The sequence below is a fragment of the Mycobacterium syngnathidarum genome, assembly GCF_001942625.1.
Lineage (GTDB): Bacteria > Actinomycetota > Actinomycetes > Mycobacteriales > Mycobacteriaceae > Mycobacterium > Mycobacterium syngnathidarum.
This window is the reverse complement of the sequence record NZ_MLCL01000024.1, coordinates 52,907-70,137: the sequence shown is the minus strand read 5'-3', so window position 1 is coordinate 70,137 and position 17,231 is coordinate 52,907. Positions and strand designations below refer to the sequence as shown.

The window sequence follows — 17,231 nt, the reverse complement described above, 5'->3', positions numbered from 1 at the left end:
CGCGCTAAACGCAAGACCTTCTGTTTTAAGATGCCGGTATGGCTCATCCCGCATCGTCACGAGCGCGGCCGGGCGGCCGAGCTGCCCGCGTGAAACAGGCTGTCCACCAAGCGGTAATCGAGGCGGTAACCGAGCACGGTGCCGACAAGGTCAGCATTCCCGACGTGAGCCGGCGCGCCGGCGTTCGGGACAGCTCCATTTACCGGCGCTGGGGAACCCGGGAAAATCTGGTCCTTGATGCCCTACTCGCCTCCAGCGCGAGGGAATTGCCCATCCCCGACACCGGATCGCTGCACACGGATCTCACCGCCTTCGGCACCGCACTGGGTGACTACCTCGATACTCCGCTGGGGCGCGGCCTGGTGCGGGCGCTGTCTGCCGTCAGCGATTCCGAGGAGCTGGCGGCCGCACGAGAAGCGTTCTGGGAGCAGCGCTATCAGATGATCTTGCCGATGATCACGCGCGCGGTCACGCGTGGCGAACTTCCGGGTGACGTCGATGCCCGGCAGGTGATCGAACTGCTCATCGCACCTATCCACTTCCGCAGCGCACTCACCCACCAGCCGATCAACACCGCTTTTGTCTCCGAACTGGCCGGCCGAGTGATCAAGGCGGTCCAGAACTGCCAACCCCCTGCAGACGCCTACTGAGCGCTGCTGTGTCGCCAAGAATGAAGTCCTCCTCCTACTCCCGGCCGGCCACCCCGGGTGCTCTCAATAAGCAATACTTATGTATATGCAGAATCATTAGCTGTACTTGATCATCACTCGTCCATAGCCTCGAGCGCATGGCTTCACCTGTCCTGATCGGATTCCTGACCACCATGGCGTTGATCGCCGCGATCGGCGCGCAGAACGCCTTTGTGTTGCGTCAAGGCATCCGTGGGGAGCACATCGTCGCCGTGATCGCGTTGTGCACGGTCTCCGACCTGATCCTGATCGCCGCCGGCATCGCCGGGGTCGGTGCGTTGATCACCGCCCATCCCGACGCCATGACGGTGGTGAAGTTCGGCGGTGCAGCCTTCCTGATCGGCTACGGCGTGCTGGCGGCGCGTCGCGCTTTCCGGCCCTCGACGCTGAATCCCTCCGAGCGCACGCCGGCCCGGCTGGCCGAGGTACTGGTCACCTGCCTGGCGCTGACCTGGCTGAACCCGCATGTGTACCTGGACACTGTGGTCCTGCTCGGCTCCCTGGCCAACGAACACCACGAGCAGCGGTGGCTGTTCGGCGCCGGCGCGGTGGCCGCCAGTGCGGTGTGGTTCACCGGCCTGGGCCTGGGCGCGCGCCGGTTGGCCGGATTGTTCGCCACCCCGATGACCTGGAGGATCCTCGACGGCGTCATCGCGGTGATGATGGTCGCGCTCGGCGTCAGCCTGGCGGTGTCCTGAGCGCGGTCCGCAGCGAGCTGTCCACTGCCAGAAACCGTCGGGCAAGTGTCAATCGGATTTCGGGCATGCGACAGAATTAGCAGGTGAGTCCCATGTTCCGTCGTGAACCATCTCCACCGCCGCATCCGATGGCGGAAGCTCCAGCCTGGTTCACCTCTGCCCTGGCACAGACCCCAGAGCACTCCACGATCGACGTCGACGGCTGCCCGATCCACGTGCGCAGCTGGGGTGACCCGGACAAACCCCCGCTGGTGTTCGTCCACGGCGGCGGCGCCCACTCCGGATGGTGGGATCACATCGCCCCGTTCTTCGCCCGCACCCATCGGGTCGTCGCACCTGACCTGAGCGGACACGGCGACAGCGGAACTCGCACCGAATACGCGCTGTCGATCTGGGCGCGGGAAGTACTCGCGGCAGCCGCGGCCTCTGGCTCATCGGCGCGGCCGACCATCATCGGGCACAGCATGGGCGGTTGGGTCGGCGCCTCCGCGGCCACCCATTACGGAGCGCAGATCGACAGCATCTTGGTCATCGATTCACCGTTGCGGGATCGCGCACCCGAGGAAGTACGACTGCGTAACCGCCGCCGGGACACCGCGGGCTACACCACCGAAGAAGAAATCCTGGCCCGATTCAGGGCTGTGCCCAAGCAAGAGGTGACACTGCCCTACATCGGTCACCACATCGCCGTGCAATCCGTGCGCAAGACCGACGACGGGTGGGTGTGGAAGTTCGACCCCGACATCTTCGGCGGCCTGCTGATGGACGAGACCCCCGACGACGAGGAGATCCTGGAGAACGCCTTCGCCCGAATCCCTTGCCGGATCGGCTATTTGCATTGCGAGCGTGGCGTGGTGCCACCCAGGATGGCCGAGCAGATTCGCTTGATCCTGCAACTGCGGGGGCCGTTCGTCGACCTCGCCGAGGCCGGCCACCACCCCATGCTGGATCAGCCGCTACCGCTCGTGGCGACCGTCCGCACCCTGTTGGAGTTCTGGTCGATCACCTGAGACGTCCGTCATGGACCCGTTTGGCACGCGGCCAAAGCGGCTATCGCCAGGAAATGTCTCTACCCAACGCTGACAGTCGCATCAACGAGGTCGCCCCCGGTGACATCATCACCCTCGGGGCCGGTGAACCGGCCCGCAAAGTGGTCCACAAAGAACCCACCGAATCGGGCTTCTTGATCACCTTCGAGGGCGAGGAGGGCGAGACATTTCAGCGTGAAGTCCCCAGCGGTGCACCGGTCAAGCGGTCGCTGGAGTCCAAGTGGGAGTCAACGCAGAGTCCCACCGCACACCGGAGGCCGTGAGACCTCTCAGCGCACCAAAGTGGCGCCACCGTCCAGCCGGATCTGTTGTCCCGTCATGAAGCGCGACTCGTCGGCCAGCAGATACAGCGCCGCATATCCGGTCTCCCAGGCACTTGCCCGGCCCATTTTCAGCTTGACCACCTCGCGGTAGGCCTCGTCGACCTCCTCGGGCTCGAAGCCGAACAGTTCTTGGGAATCGGTGTTTCCGAGCGTCGAGTCGATCGGGCCCAGCATCAAGGTGTTGGCACGGATACCGGCGTCGGCATACTGGGTCGCGGTGAGTGCGGTGATGTAGTTCAGCCCGCATTTGCCGAGGGCGTACGGCATGATCCCGATGTTGAGCCCGACCTCGTTCTTGATGCTGGCGATGGACGAGAAGTTCACGATGCTGCCGGTGGAGTCGCTGTCGTTCTTCTCCATGCACTGTGCGGCAAAGAGATTGCAGTAATAACACCCCAGCATGTTCACGTTGAGGCCGTGGTTGAAGTTCTCCACGCTCATCGAGTTGTTCACTTGATCGAACGGCGGGTTGATCGCGACGCTGTACACCATGCCGTCGACGTGACCGCTGCGCTGCATCGCGGTGTCGAAAATGCGCTGACAGTCGTCTTTTTCGGACACATCCGCCTGGACGGCGTAGGCGTTGCCGCGCTCGGCGGTGATCATGTCGACCGTCTCCTGGGCAGACGCCAGATTACGGTCCACTACTACCACCTCGGCACCGTGGCGGGCCGCCACGATGGCCGTGGCCCGGCCGTTGCCGATCTTGGGGCCAGGCATCTGCCCGCCGCCTACGACGACCACCACCTTGCCGGACAAGTCGAAGACCCGACGGTCGCGACGCTCGAAATCTGTTGACATGGTTACTTTTCCTTCGATTGCTATCAGTAGTAGTAAGGGTTGTGGAGGATCGCCTGCTCGGGTCAGCCAGTGACGGCTTCGGCGCTTTCCGTGTCGGCCGCCGGGGTCAGCTTGAGGTGCAGATCGGTCAAGCCTCGCAGGATGTAGGTCGGCACATAGTCGTAACGCCGTGCGTCGGCGGGCCCGTGGTGGGCGCCATCGATCTCGATCGCGCTGGTGGTCGCCAGCAGACGCTGGATGACCACCTTCGCCTCGGCCCGGGCCAGCGGCGCGCCGATGCAACTGTGGACGCCCCGACCGAAGGCGATGTGCCGCCGGGCGTTGTGCCGGTCCAGGTCGAACACGTCGGGATTGTCGAACTGACGCGGATCCCGGTTGGCCGCACCGTAATGCACCATCACCACCGCTCCCGCGGGTATCTGGACCCCGCCGACGTCCGTGGTGGCACGGGCCAGCCGGAAATCACCTCGGATGGGACTCTCGAAGCGCAGCGCCTCCTCGACAAAGTTGGTCACCAGCTCGGGTGCGCGCCGCAGCCGCTGTTGCAGCTCGGGATCCTCGGCCAGGATCTTCAGCGCCGAGGACAGCAGCCGGACCGTCGTTTCCTGGCCCGCGGAGAACAGATTGGCCGCCACCCGCACCACATCGATCACCTCCGGCGTCGATCCATCCGGGAATGTGGCGTGGGCCATCTCGGTCATGACATCGCGACGGGGGCGCCGACGCCGATCCTCGATGTAATCGCTGAAACGGGCGTAGAGATATTCCAGCGGCGCGTGCTCCATCGCGGTCTCGTTGGTGCTGCCCAGCGACACGTCTCCGGTAAGCCGAGCCGTGAGCTCGGGTCGGTCGGCTTCGGGCACTCCGAGCAGATCGGCGATCACCAGCAACGCGACGGGATTGCCTACGGCACGGATGAATTCACCGCCGCCGGCCGCCACGTACGGTTCCAGCACCTGATCGGCGAGGCGCCACATGAACTCTTCATTTTCTTTCAAGCGTTTCGGGGTGATAAGCCGCGACAGCAGCGAACGGTGCGCCGTGTGTTTGGGCGGATCGAACGAGGGCAGCTGGTCGCTGAACGGCAACTCGTCGCGATGAGCCTCGATCAGGGCACGCACCTCGGATTCATCGAGCCCGTCGAGAGGCACCGGGAATCCGGGCACCGGACCGGTGACGGTATTACAGGACGAGAACGACTCATGGTCGCTGACGACGGCCAACGCTTCCTCGTATCCCGTGACCACGACGACTCCGAGGGATGGTTCGCGGAGCACCGGACTGGTCGAACGCATGCGCTCCAGCACCGGGTACGGGTCGGCCACCATCGTCGGGTCGTGGAAGAAGTCGACGTCCCGCAGAGGTGAGGCACCAGCGAAAACGGGTGGTTGCGGCACGGTGTCCAACGTCATGATGCGCTCCTCGAGTGGGTTTGCGAGCTGACCGGCCGGGGCATATCCACTGACCAAACGTACAGCTGCTTACTGACCAATCGTACAGGGATAAACTGTACGATTGGTCAGTGGAGAGCAAATTGTTAGGCACACTACATTTAGGGGGACCGCGTGAGCGATCCAGCATCGGACACTCGCGGAGCGACACGTCAGAAGCTCATCGACGCCGCCGTCGACCTCTTCCGGCGACACAGCGTGGCGGGAACGTCGCTGCAGATGATCTCCGATGAGCTCGGCCTGACGAAATCGGCGATCTACTACCACTTTCGGACCCGCGACGAGCTGCTGACCGCCGTAATGGCACCCGTCATCGACGAGCTGACCCACCTCATCGAGACAGCCGAAGCCCAGCGAGGCGCTCGCGCACAAGCCGAGGCCATGCTCGCCGGATACGTGTCCCTGGCCGTGTCCCACCGGGACCTGTTCCCCATCCTCACCGGCGATCCCGGCGTCGGCGACTATCTGCTACATCGCCCGCCACTGCGCGCCCTCGTGAAACGGCAGGCGGATCTGCTCGCCGGCGCGGAGCCCGGAGCGAACGGTCAGATCAGGGCAGCCATCGTCATGGCCGGCATCTCCGCGGCCGTCGGCGTGGAGTTCGACGGGGTGGATGACACCGAACTGTACGAACAATTGGTCGGCGCCGGCCGGCGCACCCTGAATCTGCGAGCGCCACGGTAGGGCCCGCCCGACACCTTCACCTAGCCTGCAGCGGTCCGGCGAACGACTTCTTCAACGACGCCGGGGCAACGACAGGCAGCAGCGCGGCGAGCAGTTTTCGCTTGATTCCCTGCGGATCGCGGACCAAGTGGATGTCGATCCGGGTGCCGCCGGCCTGCGGAGCGAGTTGGAATGTCCAGCCACCGCCCGGGCCGAAGACCTTCGAGTCATGGGTGGTGATGGTGACGCGCCGCCGTCGGACATCCCAGTCGTAACGTGCACGCTCCCACGCCGCGGCAGTCCCCTCGGTCACTTCTGCCCAGGTATCCCCGAGCGAGTGCACCTGGAAATGGTCCGCGTCGATCGTCGGCCACAGCCCCGGACGCCTGGGCCCGAAGTCGGTCAACACGTCCATGACGGATTCGGGGTCGAGCACTGATGTCATCTGAAAGCTGACGACGGACATGTGGCACTCCTAGGGCAACGAATTCTTTTGGGAAATCAGGGCATTCATTCAGCGGCGATAGCCGGGCTCCCGGCTGATGCCATGGGTCCATCTGACCGGGTGGAGACCATCAAGTCCAACGATTGCTTTAGATGTAAGCCATCTTCCGTAGAGATGACAGCGGATTCGCGGGCAACTCATACAAAGGTTGGATTAGCTGATGCGCAATTGGTCTTGGACGTGCATCAATAATCTGCTTGACATTCCATTGTGAGGCGGGTCACTCGCCGAGGTATCTCCAAAGGAGCGGAAGTGTCGATCACGCAATCCGCGTCCGCCGACTTGCAGTCGGCCGTGTCGAAATTCTTCCGCCGCGTCGTACCGCTGCTGATCATCATGTTGATCTGCAATCAGCTCAACCGCGCCAACATCGGTTACGCACAGGAATACCTCGAAGCAGACGTCGGAATCGGCGCTGCCGCTTACGGTTTCGGCGCAGGCGTGTTCTTCGTGGCCTATGCGCTGTTCGAACTTCCGAGCAACATCCTGATGGAGAAGTTCGGCGCCCGGATCTGGTTGACACGCATCATGATCAGCTGGGGCCTGGTGTCGGCCGCCATGATGTTCGTCCGAAGCGCCGAAATGTTCTACGTGCTGCGATTCTTGCTCGGCATGGCCGAGGCCGGCTTCTTCCCGGCGGTCATCTACTACATGGCCAAGTGGTTGCCCGACAGCCACCGCGGACGGGCAACCGCCCTGTTCATCGCCGGCTCCTCCATCGCCGCCGCGATCTCCGGTCCGCTGTCGGGCCCGCTGCTCTCGCTGCACGGTCAAGGCGGCCTGCGCGGATGGCAGTGGCTGTTCCTCATCGAAGGCATGGTGTCTGTCCTCGTCGGCGTCGTCGCGTACTTCATGCTCAACTCGAAGATCCGTGATGCCAGGTGGCTGACCCGCGCCGAGCAGGACGCCCTCATCGACGCAATCGAAGTCGAGGAAGCCGAAAAGACCAGGGCATCGGGCGTCGAAGGCAAGGGCAACCGCTGGAAGATGCTGGCCGACCCCAAGCTGCTGCTGTTCTGCTGGATCTACTTCGCCATCCAGCTGTCCATCTACGCGAACACCTTCTGGCTGCCGTCCATCGTGCGCCGCATCGACGGCCTCAACGACATCACCGTCGGCCTGCTGTCGAGCCTGCCGTGGATCAGCGCCGTCATCGCGGTGTACCTTTCCTCCCGCCTCGGCGATCGCAGGCCTGACCTGCGCCGTCCCCTGCTGATCTTCGCCCTCCTCACGGCCGCCGCCGGAACCTACCTCGCGGCCATCACCTCGCCACTGCTGGCTCTCCTGTTCCTGTGCATCGCGGCGATGGGCTTCAAGAGCGCCAGCCCCCTGTTCTGGTCAATCCCCCAGTCCTCCATGCACCCACTGGTATTGGCACCCGCGATCGCGATCATCAACTCGCTGGGCAATCTCGGCGGGTTCGTCGCGCCGTTCGGGTTCGGCCTGATCAAACAAGCCACCGGCACCGTCACCTGGGGCCTGTATGCGCTGGCCGCCGCCAGCCTGATCGCTGCCGCTTCCGTCATGCTCGTGCGGAAGAAGTCGGTCGACGTCACCGACTACTTCTTCCCCGAGCCGGCCCCGGCAGACAAGACCTCGCGCTGAGTTCGGGTCGATCACCTAACGGGCTGCCCCCGCCGAGGTATCCGCCACGTCATGGCCCCCGGTAGGCTGCCGGAGCGAAAACCCATGCGCGATCGGAGGTCCGATACCCCGTGCTCGACGCTGACGATGTGCGCAGCATCGCACTCTCCTTCCCCGAGACCACCGAGAAGGAGCGCTGGGGCCATCCGACCTTCGACGTGGCGGGCAAGATGTTCGTCACCGTGCCCGACGACGAGACCTCATTTGCGGTGCGCTGCCCTCGGTTTGACCGTGAGGAATTGATCGCCGCCGAACCGCACAAATTCTGGGTCCCACAACACGAGGCCGCCTCGGCCTGGGTGCGGGTCCGGTTGGCTGAACTAGAGGATCGGCAAGAGCTCCGCGATATTGTGCTCGACTCCTGGCGGCAATCAGCGCCGAGCCAGTTGACCGAGTAGCTTCGGATGGCGCACCCCGTCAGACCGGGGCAAAACGACCGGCCCAGGGCATGGCCTGCTCAAGCTGAGCCGCCAGCTTGAGCAGCAGCGATTCACCGGCCAGCGGTGCGACAAACTGGACGCCGAGCGGCAGCCCTTCCGCCGTCCAGTGCACAGGCAACGAGATCGCCGGGCGGCCAGTGATATTCGCCAGTTGCGTGTAAGGCACCCAGCCGAGGTTCTTGTCCACCATGTCGTCGACGATCTTGGTGTAGCGCAACATGCTTGCCGTACGGGTCTTGATCAACACGTCCGCGCCACGTTGCAATGCGACCGGCAGATCGAACTCGCCGATCCGCGGCGGCAACGTGGCCAAGGAAGGCGTCAACAGCAGGTCGTAGGACTCGAAGAAGGTACTCAGCCGCCGCGTGTGCTCCTGGCGCCGCTGCACCGCATCCAGATAGTCGACGCTGCTCGTGGCGCGGCCGATCGCCGCCATGATGAGCGTGTCACGTTCGAAATCGTCATCCCCCGCACCCGTCAGCCGCTTGGCCTCGGCAAGCTCCCACGCGCTGTAGACGAACCAGGTCAGTAGGAAGTCACGGGCCAGCGCGGCATCATCGAACGGCGCCTGCGGCAGTTCCTCGACATGGTGGCCGAGCTCGGTCAACGCGGCAGCCGTTGCCTCGACGGCGGCGAACGCCTCGCGGTGAGGTGTGGGGTTGATCGCCGACGGCACCCGCAGCCCGATCCGCAGCTTTCCCGGGTCAGCCCCCACACACGACGCGAACGACTCGGCCGGCAGGCCCGGCACATACGGTCCCCAGGGCTCGCCGCCGCTGAGCACATCGAGCATCGCCGCCGTGTCGCGCACCGTCCGCGAGACGACCCCTTGTACGGCCGCACCGTGCATGGATTCCCCGACCGCCGGACCCGACGGCGTCAACCCACGGCCCGGTTTCAGCCCGACGAGACCGCAACTCGCCGCCGGAATGCGGATCGATCCGCCGCCGTCGTTGGCGCCGGCGCAGGGCACAATGCCCGCGGCAACGGCCGCCGCCGAGCCTCCGGAGCTGCCACCCGGCGACCGGGCCAGATCCCAGGGGTTGCGGGCCGGACCCCACACCTCGGGCTCGGTGATGCCCTTCGCGCCGAACTCGGGAGTGTTGGTTTTGCCGAAGATGACCAGGCCGGCGTCGATCCAGCGCTGCACCACCGTGGCGTGCTCGGGGGCGATCAGCGACTTCAGTGCACGTGAACCAGCCGAGCTGGGCAAGCCCGCGTAGTCCTGCGCCAGGTCTTTGATCAAGAACGGGACCCCGGCGAACGGACCGGTCAGATCGTCGGACGGCGAGGCCGGGACATCACGCACGATGGCGTTGATCTTCGGGTTGACCGCCGCGGCCCGCCGCTGGGCGGTGGCGAGCAGCTCAGCCGCCGAAACCTGCTTGTCAGCAACCAGTTTCGCCAACGAGGTGGCATCGTGGCCCCGGTACTCGTCAAAGTCCATCCCACGAAGGTAGTCCGCGTTGACCTCACGTGGTGACCTACCGGCAGTATCTGAGGAGCAACCGAACCCGAGGAGGAGCATCCGTGGACTTCACGACGATCCGGCACGAACTCGACGACGGGATCCTCACCGTCGTCCTCGATCGCCCGGACAACCTCAATGCTTTCACCGTCGAGATGGCCGATGAGCTGGAGCGCACCTTCGTGGCGGTCAACGACGACGACGCGGTGCGTGCCGTCATCGTCACCGGCGAGGGCCGTGCCTTCTGCGCCGGCATGGACCTGTCGAGCGAGGGCAATGTATTCGGCCTCGACGAGTCGAAATCACCGAGCCTGGCCGACATGGCCGACCTCGACGACCCCGAGTTGCGCCGGGTCAGGGACACCGGCAGCCGGGTAACGCTCGCGATCTACGCCTGCCGCAAGCCGGTGATCGCCGCCATCAACGGGGCCGCGGTCGGGATCGGCGCGACGATGACGCTGGCCATGGACGCCCGGCTGATGTCCACCAAAGCCCGCTTCGGGTTGGTCTTCGGCAAGCTCGGCATCACCCCGGAAGCGTGTTCGACCTGGTTCCTGCCCCGGATCGTCGGGATGCCAACGGCTTTGGACCTGGTGTACCGCTCCGACATCCTCACCGCCGACGCCGCCCGAGAGATCGGACTGGTGCAGGCCGTGCACGAACCGGACGCGTTGCTCGCCGAGGCGCGGGCGCTGGCCGATGCGTGGACTCGCGACCGCTCACCGGTGTCGGTCGCGCTGATGCGGCAGATGCTCTACCGGAACGCGGCCGAGCCGCATCCGGTCGACGCGCACCGGGTGGACTCCCTGGCGATGTTCTATACGAGCATCGGCGACGGCCACGACGGTGTGCGGGCCTTCCTCGACAAGCGCGCCCCAGAGTTCACCGGGCGGGCTTCCGAGATGCCGCCGTTCTATCAGGAGTGGACGTCGTGAGGCGCGCTGTGCACTAGTGCTCCCCCAACCCCAGCAGATCGGTGACGCCGTGGTCGCGGCCCGCGGTGTACCCGCCGTCCACGGCGATCGCCTGGCCGCTGACGAAACTCGCCTCGGCTGAGAGCAGAAACGTTGCCACCGAGGCGACTTCGTCGGGCTGCCCGAACCGCCGCAGCTTGTGTTCATGGCGCAGGGCTTCACGCGCCTGATCCATTCCCGGCATGCCGACCACCGAATCGAAGAGCGGGGTCTCGATGAAGCCGGGGCAGATGGCGTTGGCGCGGATTCCGCTGGGACCGTAGTCGATCGCGACGTTCTTGGTGAGCAGGACGACGCCGCCCTTGGCCGCGTTGTACGAGCTGCCTCCCGCCGTGCCTTCCAGGCCCTCGACGCTGGACAGATGCACGAGTGCCCCGCGTTCACCGTCAACCCGGTTCTGCTGCATCATCCTGTCGCAGCGCGGCACGGGTGACGACAAAGGTGCCTTTGAGGTTGACGTCGAGCACCCGGTCCCACTCCTCGTCGGGAACGAGGTGGACCGGTCCGCCGCCGGCCACTCCCGCCGCGTGTACCACCCCGTCGAGCCTGCCGACGGCGTCGACCACCGCGCTGACCGCCGATTCGACGGCCCCACCGTCGCGCACGTCGGCTTTTCGGTAGTCGAATCGATCGCCGGCAACGTCGGTCCCGTCCGCGACGTCGACACCGACCACGGTGGCGCCCTCGGCCAGCAACCGCTCGACGGTGGCCTTCCCGATACCCGACGCTGCACCGGTCACGAGCACACCCTTGGACCCGAATCTGTTCACAACGGCCAACGTAGCGGCAAGGGCGCGCTTGTCCGGGCACTTTCCCTACCGTTGCCCACGGCAGCGTGCACGCACCACCACCGATCCGAAGGGGTATCCGATGACGACGACTGCGCGGGTGAGTCCGGTCGACTTGGCCAGGACGCTTCGTGACGTGGTGGCGCAGGAAGCCTCCGAGAGCGAGCAGTTGCGGACGCTTGCGCCCCCGATCGTCGACGCGATGTGGCACAGCGGTCTGATGACGGCCCTGAACCCGGCGGCCGCGGGCGGGCTCGAACCGTCTCTTGCCGAGATGATCGAGATGTGGATCGAGATGGGTTGGCAGGACGGCTCGTTCGGCTGGATCGGGATCGCCAATCTTCCGTCGTCGTTCGCTGCGGCGACATATCTCCCCGACGAGGGCTTCGCCGAGGTCTTCGGAGGCGACGCCGACCGTGTCACGTTGGGCGGCCAGTTCGCGCCCAACGGCCAGGGAATCGTCACCGAGGGTGGCTACCGGCTGACCGGATCGTGGAATTTCGGTTCGGGGACCGGCCACTCCGCCTACATCGCCGCCGGCTTCATCCCGATGGAGGACGGCGAGATGCGATGGATCCGTGAAGGCGAACCCGAACTCATGGTGGCCGTCATTCCCCGAGACGAAGTGACCTTCACCGACGGGTGGCATGTGCAGGGCCTCAAGGGCACGGGCTCCTTCGACTACAACGTCGCCGACCTCTTCGTGCCGTCGTCGAGAACATTCCGGTTGTTCACCAGAGAACCGCGACGAGGCGCATCGGCCGCCGGCCGGATGGGAATGATGCCGGTCACCGCGGCCGGTCACGCGGCGTGGGCGCTCGGCGTCGCCAAGAGCATGCTCGACGACGTCGAGGAGCTGGCGGCCACCAAGTTCCGGATGTCGGACATGGCCTCACTGGCCAGTCGCCCCACCTTCCAGAAGAACCTCGCCCATCACGTCGCGGCATGGCGCGCAGCCCGGCTCCTGGTTCTCGATGCCTTCGGCACGGCCGAGGCCGCCGTCGATGCCGGGGCGGAGTTGACGCCGAGGCTTCGCGCTGACATGCGGGTGGCGGCGGTGTATGCCACCGATGTGGCCCGCGCTGCCGCGGAATGGGCACATCTCGCGGCGGGGACCACGTCGATCCGGGAGGGCAGCCGCTTGGAGCGCGGATTCCGCGACATCTACACCGGAACACAACACGCCTTCATCAGCGAGAAGGTGGCCATCGACGCGGCGCAGGTGTGGCTCGGCGTCATCGACGATCACTTCTCGCTGTGATTCCGTTCTGACCGGCCGCCAACGCTCGATGGACGAGCGGGCGGATAATGGGGGTTATGCACCCGGTCTGGCTGGGTCGCGCTCTGCTGCATGCGATTACCGTTGCGGTCGTCGCAATGCTGGCCATCGCCGTGGGACTGTTGATCACGCCGATGCAGACCGTGGAAACGGCGGGACAAACCCTGCGGGTCGGGGCCGCCGCTCCAACCCACAGCTGGTCGGGGCCAGGAGAACTCGACCTGTTCGGTCAGCACCTGCCCACCACGGTCGAGTTCGTCGGACCGGTGCGACCCCGCATCGAACTCACCCGCATCACACTGTCTGAGCAGCTCGCCGAACTGGTCGGTGCGGGCACCGAACCCAGCCAGGCGCAGGCGGCCCAGGCACTGCAGGACGGTCTGGTGGCCGGCTGGAAGCGGTACTTCGCTTGGCAGGTCGGCGTGAGCGCGGCAGCTGCGGTGGTCCTGCTGGCCGCGATCGCCGGTTGGCGTCGCTACTCGATGCGCGCCTCGATTGCGCTGGTGATCGTCGGCCTCGTGATCACCGAAGCGGTCAACCTCGGTGCGATCATGGTGACCGCATACAGCGCCCCACAGCGGCTGCGCGAGATCAACTCTCTGCAAGCCCTGGTCGGTGCGGCCCCGCCCCCCACCCTGCCCGTGACCCCTCATGCTCGAAGGCCCGACAGCGGGCCGATTGTGGTCATCGGCGACTCCATTGCCGCGGGCCTGGGCAACCCACCGCTGCCCGAGGCCGACGAGTACGACCGGGCCTGCCGGCGCAGTGTCGACTCCTTCCCGAACCTGCTCGACATTGCCACCGACTGGAAGGTCACCAACCTGGGGTGCAGCGGGGCGAGCATCCGCGACGGGCTGCTGGGGCCGCAACGCGCGGGCCCGCTGACCATCGCCCCGCAGCTCTCGGCCGCGCTGGCCCGCGCCCCGGCTGCCATCGTGATCAATATCGGCGCCAACGACATGAATTGGTCGGCACTGCTGCGCGCCTGTGCCGCGCGCGAAGGGTGCAACAACACCGCCGAGCAAGCCTTTTTCCAGCAGCAGCTCAATGACTTCACCCGCGACTATTTTGTGCTGCTGACCCAACTACGAGCCGCGCCCGACTCGCCCGCCGTGCTGGTGAACCTCTACTACAACCCGTTCGACGGGGCTCAGGATTGCCTTGCGACAGTGGGGATTACCGAGGACAAGGTACGGACCTTGGCCGCCCGCCTGGATGCGGTGAACACGGTACTGGCCGAGGGAGCAGCCGCCACCGGATTCTCGACGGTGCGCCCGAACTTCGCCGGGCATGGACTGTGCAGCAGCCAGCCCTACGTCCAGGGTGTCGACGACGCGGCACCCCTGCATCCGACGACCGCGGGCGGACTTGCCATCGCACTCACCCTCCAACAACGGCTGCGTGACGCTGGGATCCGGCCCAGCTGACGCCAGTTCACCCAAGGCGACCGAAACCGACCCTTGTCACATAACGCTACGGGCAGTAGCGTAACGCCGCGTGACCCGGAGTTTCCACGTCGGCCAGCCGTTCACCACGCCCGACGCCGACATCGCGGCGGCGTTGGAGCAGGTCAGCATCCCGACCCTGCTGCTCTCGCTCGTACACATCACCGGTGACCCGCGGTTCATCCGCGAGTTCAAACAGGCCGGGCTGTTCCTCAACGAGGTCCAGGGCTTCATGAGCGAGGAGGACAAGGCGCGGGTCCGTGAGGTCGCGCTGCCGGTCATCACCGACTACCGCGACCGTGGCTGCCCCGTCCCCGAACCGCTGCCCGCCGACCTGGTCCGGGAGATGCTGGACTGGGCGGCCTGCGAGCCAGTCGACGACGACAACCTGCCGCTGATGCTCGAGGAACTCGACCTCGAAGCCGTCGACCCGCGCCGGCCCGCCACGCTGGAGGACACCGACGGGTTCCGCGTCGTGGTGATCGGTTGCGGGGAATCCGGCGTGCTGGCCGGGGTGCGCCTCAAGCAGGCCGACATCGATTTCACGATCGTGGAGAAGAACGCCGGCCCGGGCGGAACCTGGTGGGAGAACAGCTATCCGGGTGCCCGCGTCGATGTGGCCAATCACTTCTACTGTTACAGCTTCGAGCCCAGCAACCACTGGGACCACTTCTTCGCCGAGCAGCCCGAGCTGCGCCAGTACTTCCAAGACGTGGTGGATCGCCACAACCTCGAACCGCACATCCGGTGGAACACCGAGGTGGTCTCGGCCGCGTGGGACGGCACCATGTGGAACGTCACCGTGCGCTCGGCGGCCGGGACCGAGACGCTGCGGGCCAACGCCGTCATCACCGCCGTCGGGCAGCTCAACCGGCCCCAGATCCCCGACTTCCCCGGCGCGGAAACCTTTGCGGGACCGGCTTTTCACTCGGCGGCGTGGGACCACGACGTCGACGTCACCGGTAAGCGCGTCGCGCTGATCGGCGCCGGCGCCAGCGGCTTCCAGATCGCCCCGGCCATCGCCTCTCACGTCGAACACCTCACGGTGTTCCAGCGCACCGCGCAGTGGATGTTCCCCAACCCGATGTACCACGAGCCGGTCGCCGACGGTGTGCGCTGGGCGATGGAACATCTGCCGTACTACGGCCGGTGGTACCGCTTCCTGCTGCTGTGGCCCGGAGCCGACAAGGGTCTGGACGCCGCACGGGTGGACCCGGATTACGACGACCAGGGCAACGCGGTCAGCGAGATCAACGCCATCGCCCGCATCATGTTCACCGACTGGATCACCACCCAGGTCGGTGACGATCCCGAACTGCTGGCCAAGGTCCTGCCGGACTATCCGGCCACCGGCAAGCGCACACTGCAGGACAACGGCAGCTGGCTGGGCACCCTCAAACGCGACAACGTGGACCTGATCCGCACCCCGATCGAGCGCATCACCCCGACCGGCGTCGTCACGGCCGACGGCGAAACGTACGACGCGGATATCATCGTGTACGCCACCGGTTTTCGTGCCACCGACGTGCTGTTCCCGATGACCATCACCGGACGCGACGGCATCGACCTGCGCGACGCCTGGGGGCAGCGGCCCTACGCCTACCGCGGCATCACGGTGCCCGGCTTCCCCAACTTCTTCATGACCTACGGTCCGGGAACCCACCTGGCCCACGGCGGCAGCCTGATCCTCAACTCCGAACTGCAGATGCGCTATATCAACCAGTGTCTGGAGCACCTGATCACCCAAGGTCTGCAGACCATGGAGCCGCTGCCCGAACCGACCAAGGAATGGCATCGGCGCTCGCAGGAGGCGATCCGCCAAACCGTGTGGGCGCAGCCGTCGATCAAGCACTCGTATTTCAAGAACGCCGACGGTGAGATCCACACCGTCAGCCCATGGCGGTTGAGTGAATACCGTTCTGCGATCAACGAACCCGTTTGGTCTGACTTCACAGTGCAGGAGACCTGAGATGCGCGCGGTCGTCGTGGAAAGTTCTGGGCAGGTCAGTGTCCAATTGCGGCCGGACCCGGTGCTGCCCGGCGCCGGCGGGGCCATCGTCAAGGTGGAATCGACCGCCATCTGCGGGTCGGACCTGCACTTTCTCGAAGGCCACTACCCGATCGTCGACCCGGTGTCCCTGGGCCACGAGGCGGTGGGCACCGTCGTCGAAACCGGCTCGGCAGTCACCGGATTCAAGACCGGTGACCGGGTTTTGGTGTCGTCGGTTGCCGGCTGCGGCCAGTGCACCGGCTGCGCAACCCATGACCCGATCCGCTGCGTGCAGGGGCCGCAGATCTTCGGCTCCGGCGTATTGGGCGGCGCCCAGGCCGAACTGCTGGCCGTGCCCGCCGCCGACTTCCAATTGCTGTCCGTTCCGGAAGGCATCAGCACCGAGCAGGCCTTGCTGCTGACCGACAACCTGGCCACGGGGTGGGCGGCGGCCAAACGTGCCGACATCCCGATCGGTGGATCGGTGGCGATCGTCGGGCTGGGCTCAGTCGGCATGTGCGCCCTGCGCAGCGCGTTGACACTGGGCGCGGCAAGGGTTTTCGCGGTGGACCCGGTCGAGAGCAGGCGGATTCGCGCGGCGAAGTGGGGCGCCGTCGGGATCGCGCCACCGGCGGTCCAGGCGATCCGCGAAGCCACCGGCGGCCTCGGTGTCGACGCAGTGATCGACGCTGTGGGCACCGACGCCGCGATCAACGACTCCATCGAGGCGGTCCGCACCGGCGGCACCGTCTCGATCGTCGGCGTGCACGACCTGCAGCCCTATCCGCTGCCGGCGCTGGCCTGCCTGATCCGCAGTCTGAGCATCCGCCTCACCACCGCACCGGTGCAGCAGACCTGGCCCGAGTTGATCCCCCTGCTGCAGGAGGGACGCATGGATGTCGACGGCATCTTCACCGACACCCTGCCGCTCGAGCAGGCCGCCGAGGGGTACGCCGCTGCCATGTCCCGCTCGGGAGATCACCTCAAAATCCGGTTGGCGCTGTAACGCCCGTCACAATAAATT

The 17,231-nt window shown here is 65.8% G+C and carries 16 protein-coding genes and 1 pseudogene; 12 read left to right on the top strand and 5 right to left on the bottom strand.

What is annotated here, in order from left to right; all coding sequences use genetic code 11:
- Positions 1 to 89 precede the first annotated feature (89 nt).
- The 4 genes from BKG60_RS06435 to BKG60_RS06420 all read left to right on the top strand — a co-directional run bounded on the left by BKG60_RS06435 (position 90) and on the right by BKG60_RS06420 (position 2,699).
- Entirely contained in the window at positions 90 to 650 is a 561-nt protein-coding gene (locus BKG60_RS06435) for a TetR/AcrR family transcriptional regulator (RefSeq protein ID WP_070945002.1), read from the top strand.
- A 137-nt stretch (positions 651 to 787) separates the two neighbouring features.
- Positions 788 to 1,387, top strand: coding sequence for an L-lysine exporter (gene lysE, locus BKG60_RS06430; RefSeq protein ID WP_070945003.1), 600 nt, complete (start codon positions 788 to 790; stop codon positions 1,385 to 1,387).
- A 128-nt stretch (positions 1,388 to 1,515) separates the two neighbouring features.
- A complete protein-coding gene (locus BKG60_RS06425; RefSeq protein WP_165617777.1) occupies positions 1,516 to 2,397 on the top strand; it encodes an alpha/beta fold hydrolase in 882 nt (293 codons plus the stop codon).
- A 53-nt stretch (positions 2,398 to 2,450) separates the two neighbouring features.
- The gene (locus tag BKG60_RS06420; protein ID WP_070945005.1) at positions 2,451 to 2,699 is read left to right on the top strand and encodes a hypothetical protein; all 249 of its coding nucleotides are present in this window, start codon (positions 2,451 to 2,453) and stop codon (positions 2,697 to 2,699) included.
- 6 nt (positions 2,700 to 2,705) lie between these two features.
- On the opposite strand, the gene BKG60_RS06415 is transcribed toward BKG60_RS06420, so the two are convergent.
- Both BKG60_RS06415 and BKG60_RS06410 read right to left on the bottom strand, forming a co-directional pair.
- Positions 2,706 to 3,560 carry an SDR family NAD(P)-dependent oxidoreductase gene (locus BKG60_RS06415; protein WP_070945006.1) on the bottom strand — a complete coding sequence of 285 codons (855 nt, stop codon included), beginning with the start codon at positions 3,558 to 3,560 and terminating at the stop codon, positions 2,706 to 2,708.
- A gap of 62 nt (positions 3,561 to 3,622) precedes the next feature.
- Positions 3,623 to 4,972, bottom strand: a complete 1,350-nt coding sequence (locus tag BKG60_RS06410) for a cytochrome P450 (RefSeq protein ID WP_083339271.1) — start codon at positions 4,970 to 4,972, stop codon at positions 3,623 to 3,625.
- Between the two features lie 153 nt (positions 4,973 to 5,125).
- Between BKG60_RS06410 and BKG60_RS06405 the strand changes: the two genes are divergently transcribed.
- Positions 5,126 to 5,695 carry a TetR/AcrR family transcriptional regulator gene (locus tag BKG60_RS06405; RefSeq protein WP_070945007.1) on the top strand — a complete coding sequence of 190 codons (570 nt, stop codon included), beginning with the start codon at positions 5,126 to 5,128 and terminating at the stop codon, positions 5,693 to 5,695.
- A gap of 16 nt (positions 5,696 to 5,711) precedes the next feature.
- Here the strand turns inward: BKG60_RS06405 and BKG60_RS06400 are convergent, their stop codons facing one another.
- Positions 5,712 to 6,140 carry a hypothetical protein gene (locus BKG60_RS06400; RefSeq protein ID WP_070945008.1) on the bottom strand — a complete coding sequence of 143 codons (429 nt, stop codon included), beginning with the start codon at positions 6,138 to 6,140 and terminating at the stop codon, positions 5,712 to 5,714.
- Between the two features lie 291 nt (positions 6,141 to 6,431).
- On the opposite strand from BKG60_RS06400, the gene BKG60_RS06395 reads away from it, so the two are divergent.
- Both BKG60_RS06395 and BKG60_RS06390 read left to right on the top strand, forming a co-directional pair.
- Positions 6,432 to 7,784 (top strand): MFS transporter, encoded by a 1,353-nt coding sequence (locus BKG60_RS06395; protein ID WP_070945009.1) that lies wholly within the window; start codon positions 6,432 to 6,434, stop codon positions 7,782 to 7,784.
- A 110-nt stretch (positions 7,785 to 7,894) separates the two neighbouring features.
- On the top strand, positions 7,895 to 8,221 hold the full coding sequence (locus BKG60_RS06390; RefSeq protein WP_070945010.1) for an MmcQ/YjbR family DNA-binding protein: 327 nt from the start codon (positions 7,895 to 7,897) through the stop codon (positions 8,219 to 8,221).
- Between the two features lie 19 nt (positions 8,222 to 8,240).
- Here the strand turns inward: BKG60_RS06390 and BKG60_RS06385 are convergent, their stop codons facing one another.
- Positions 8,241 to 9,710 carry an amidase gene (locus BKG60_RS06385; RefSeq protein WP_070945011.1) on the bottom strand — a complete coding sequence of 490 codons (1,470 nt, stop codon included), beginning with the start codon at positions 9,708 to 9,710 and terminating at the stop codon, positions 8,241 to 8,243.
- An 83-nt stretch (positions 9,711 to 9,793) separates the two neighbouring features.
- Here BKG60_RS06385 and BKG60_RS06380 point away from each other — a divergent pair, with 83 nt between their 5' ends.
- A complete protein-coding gene (locus BKG60_RS06380) occupies positions 9,794 to 10,666 on the top strand; it encodes a crotonase/enoyl-CoA hydratase family protein (RefSeq protein WP_075909401.1) in 873 nt (290 codons plus the stop codon).
- A 13-nt stretch (positions 10,667 to 10,679) separates the two neighbouring features.
- Here the strand turns inward: BKG60_RS06380 and BKG60_RS06375 are convergent.
- Positions 10,680 to 11,475: pseudogene (locus tag BKG60_RS06375) on the bottom strand (SDR family NAD(P)-dependent oxidoreductase).
- Positions 11,476 to 11,575: 100 nt separating this feature from the next.
- On the opposite strand from BKG60_RS06375, the gene BKG60_RS06370 reads away from it, so the two are divergent.
- From BKG60_RS06370 to BKG60_RS06355, 4 genes are all read left to right on the top strand, one after another.
- Entirely contained in the window at positions 11,576 to 12,754 is a 1,179-nt protein-coding gene (locus BKG60_RS06370) for an acyl-CoA dehydrogenase family protein (RefSeq protein WP_070945013.1), read from the top strand.
- A 56-nt stretch (positions 12,755 to 12,810) separates the two neighbouring features.
- Positions 12,811 to 14,199: a GDSL-type esterase/lipase family protein gene (locus BKG60_RS06365; protein ID WP_083339264.1), complete on the top strand. Its 1,389-nt coding sequence runs from the start codon at positions 12,811 to 12,813 to the stop codon at positions 14,197 to 14,199.
- 70 nt (positions 14,200 to 14,269) lie between these two features.
- Positions 14,270 to 16,186, top strand: a complete 1,917-nt coding sequence (locus tag BKG60_RS06360; RefSeq protein ID WP_070945014.1) for a flavin-containing monooxygenase — start codon at positions 14,270 to 14,272, stop codon at positions 16,184 to 16,186.
- 1 nt (position 16,187) lies between these two features.
- On the top strand, positions 16,188 to 17,213 hold the full coding sequence (locus tag BKG60_RS06355; protein WP_070945015.1) for an alcohol dehydrogenase catalytic domain-containing protein: 1,026 nt from the start codon (positions 16,188 to 16,190) through the stop codon (positions 17,211 to 17,213).
- Positions 17,214 to 17,231: the final 18 nt, after the last annotated feature.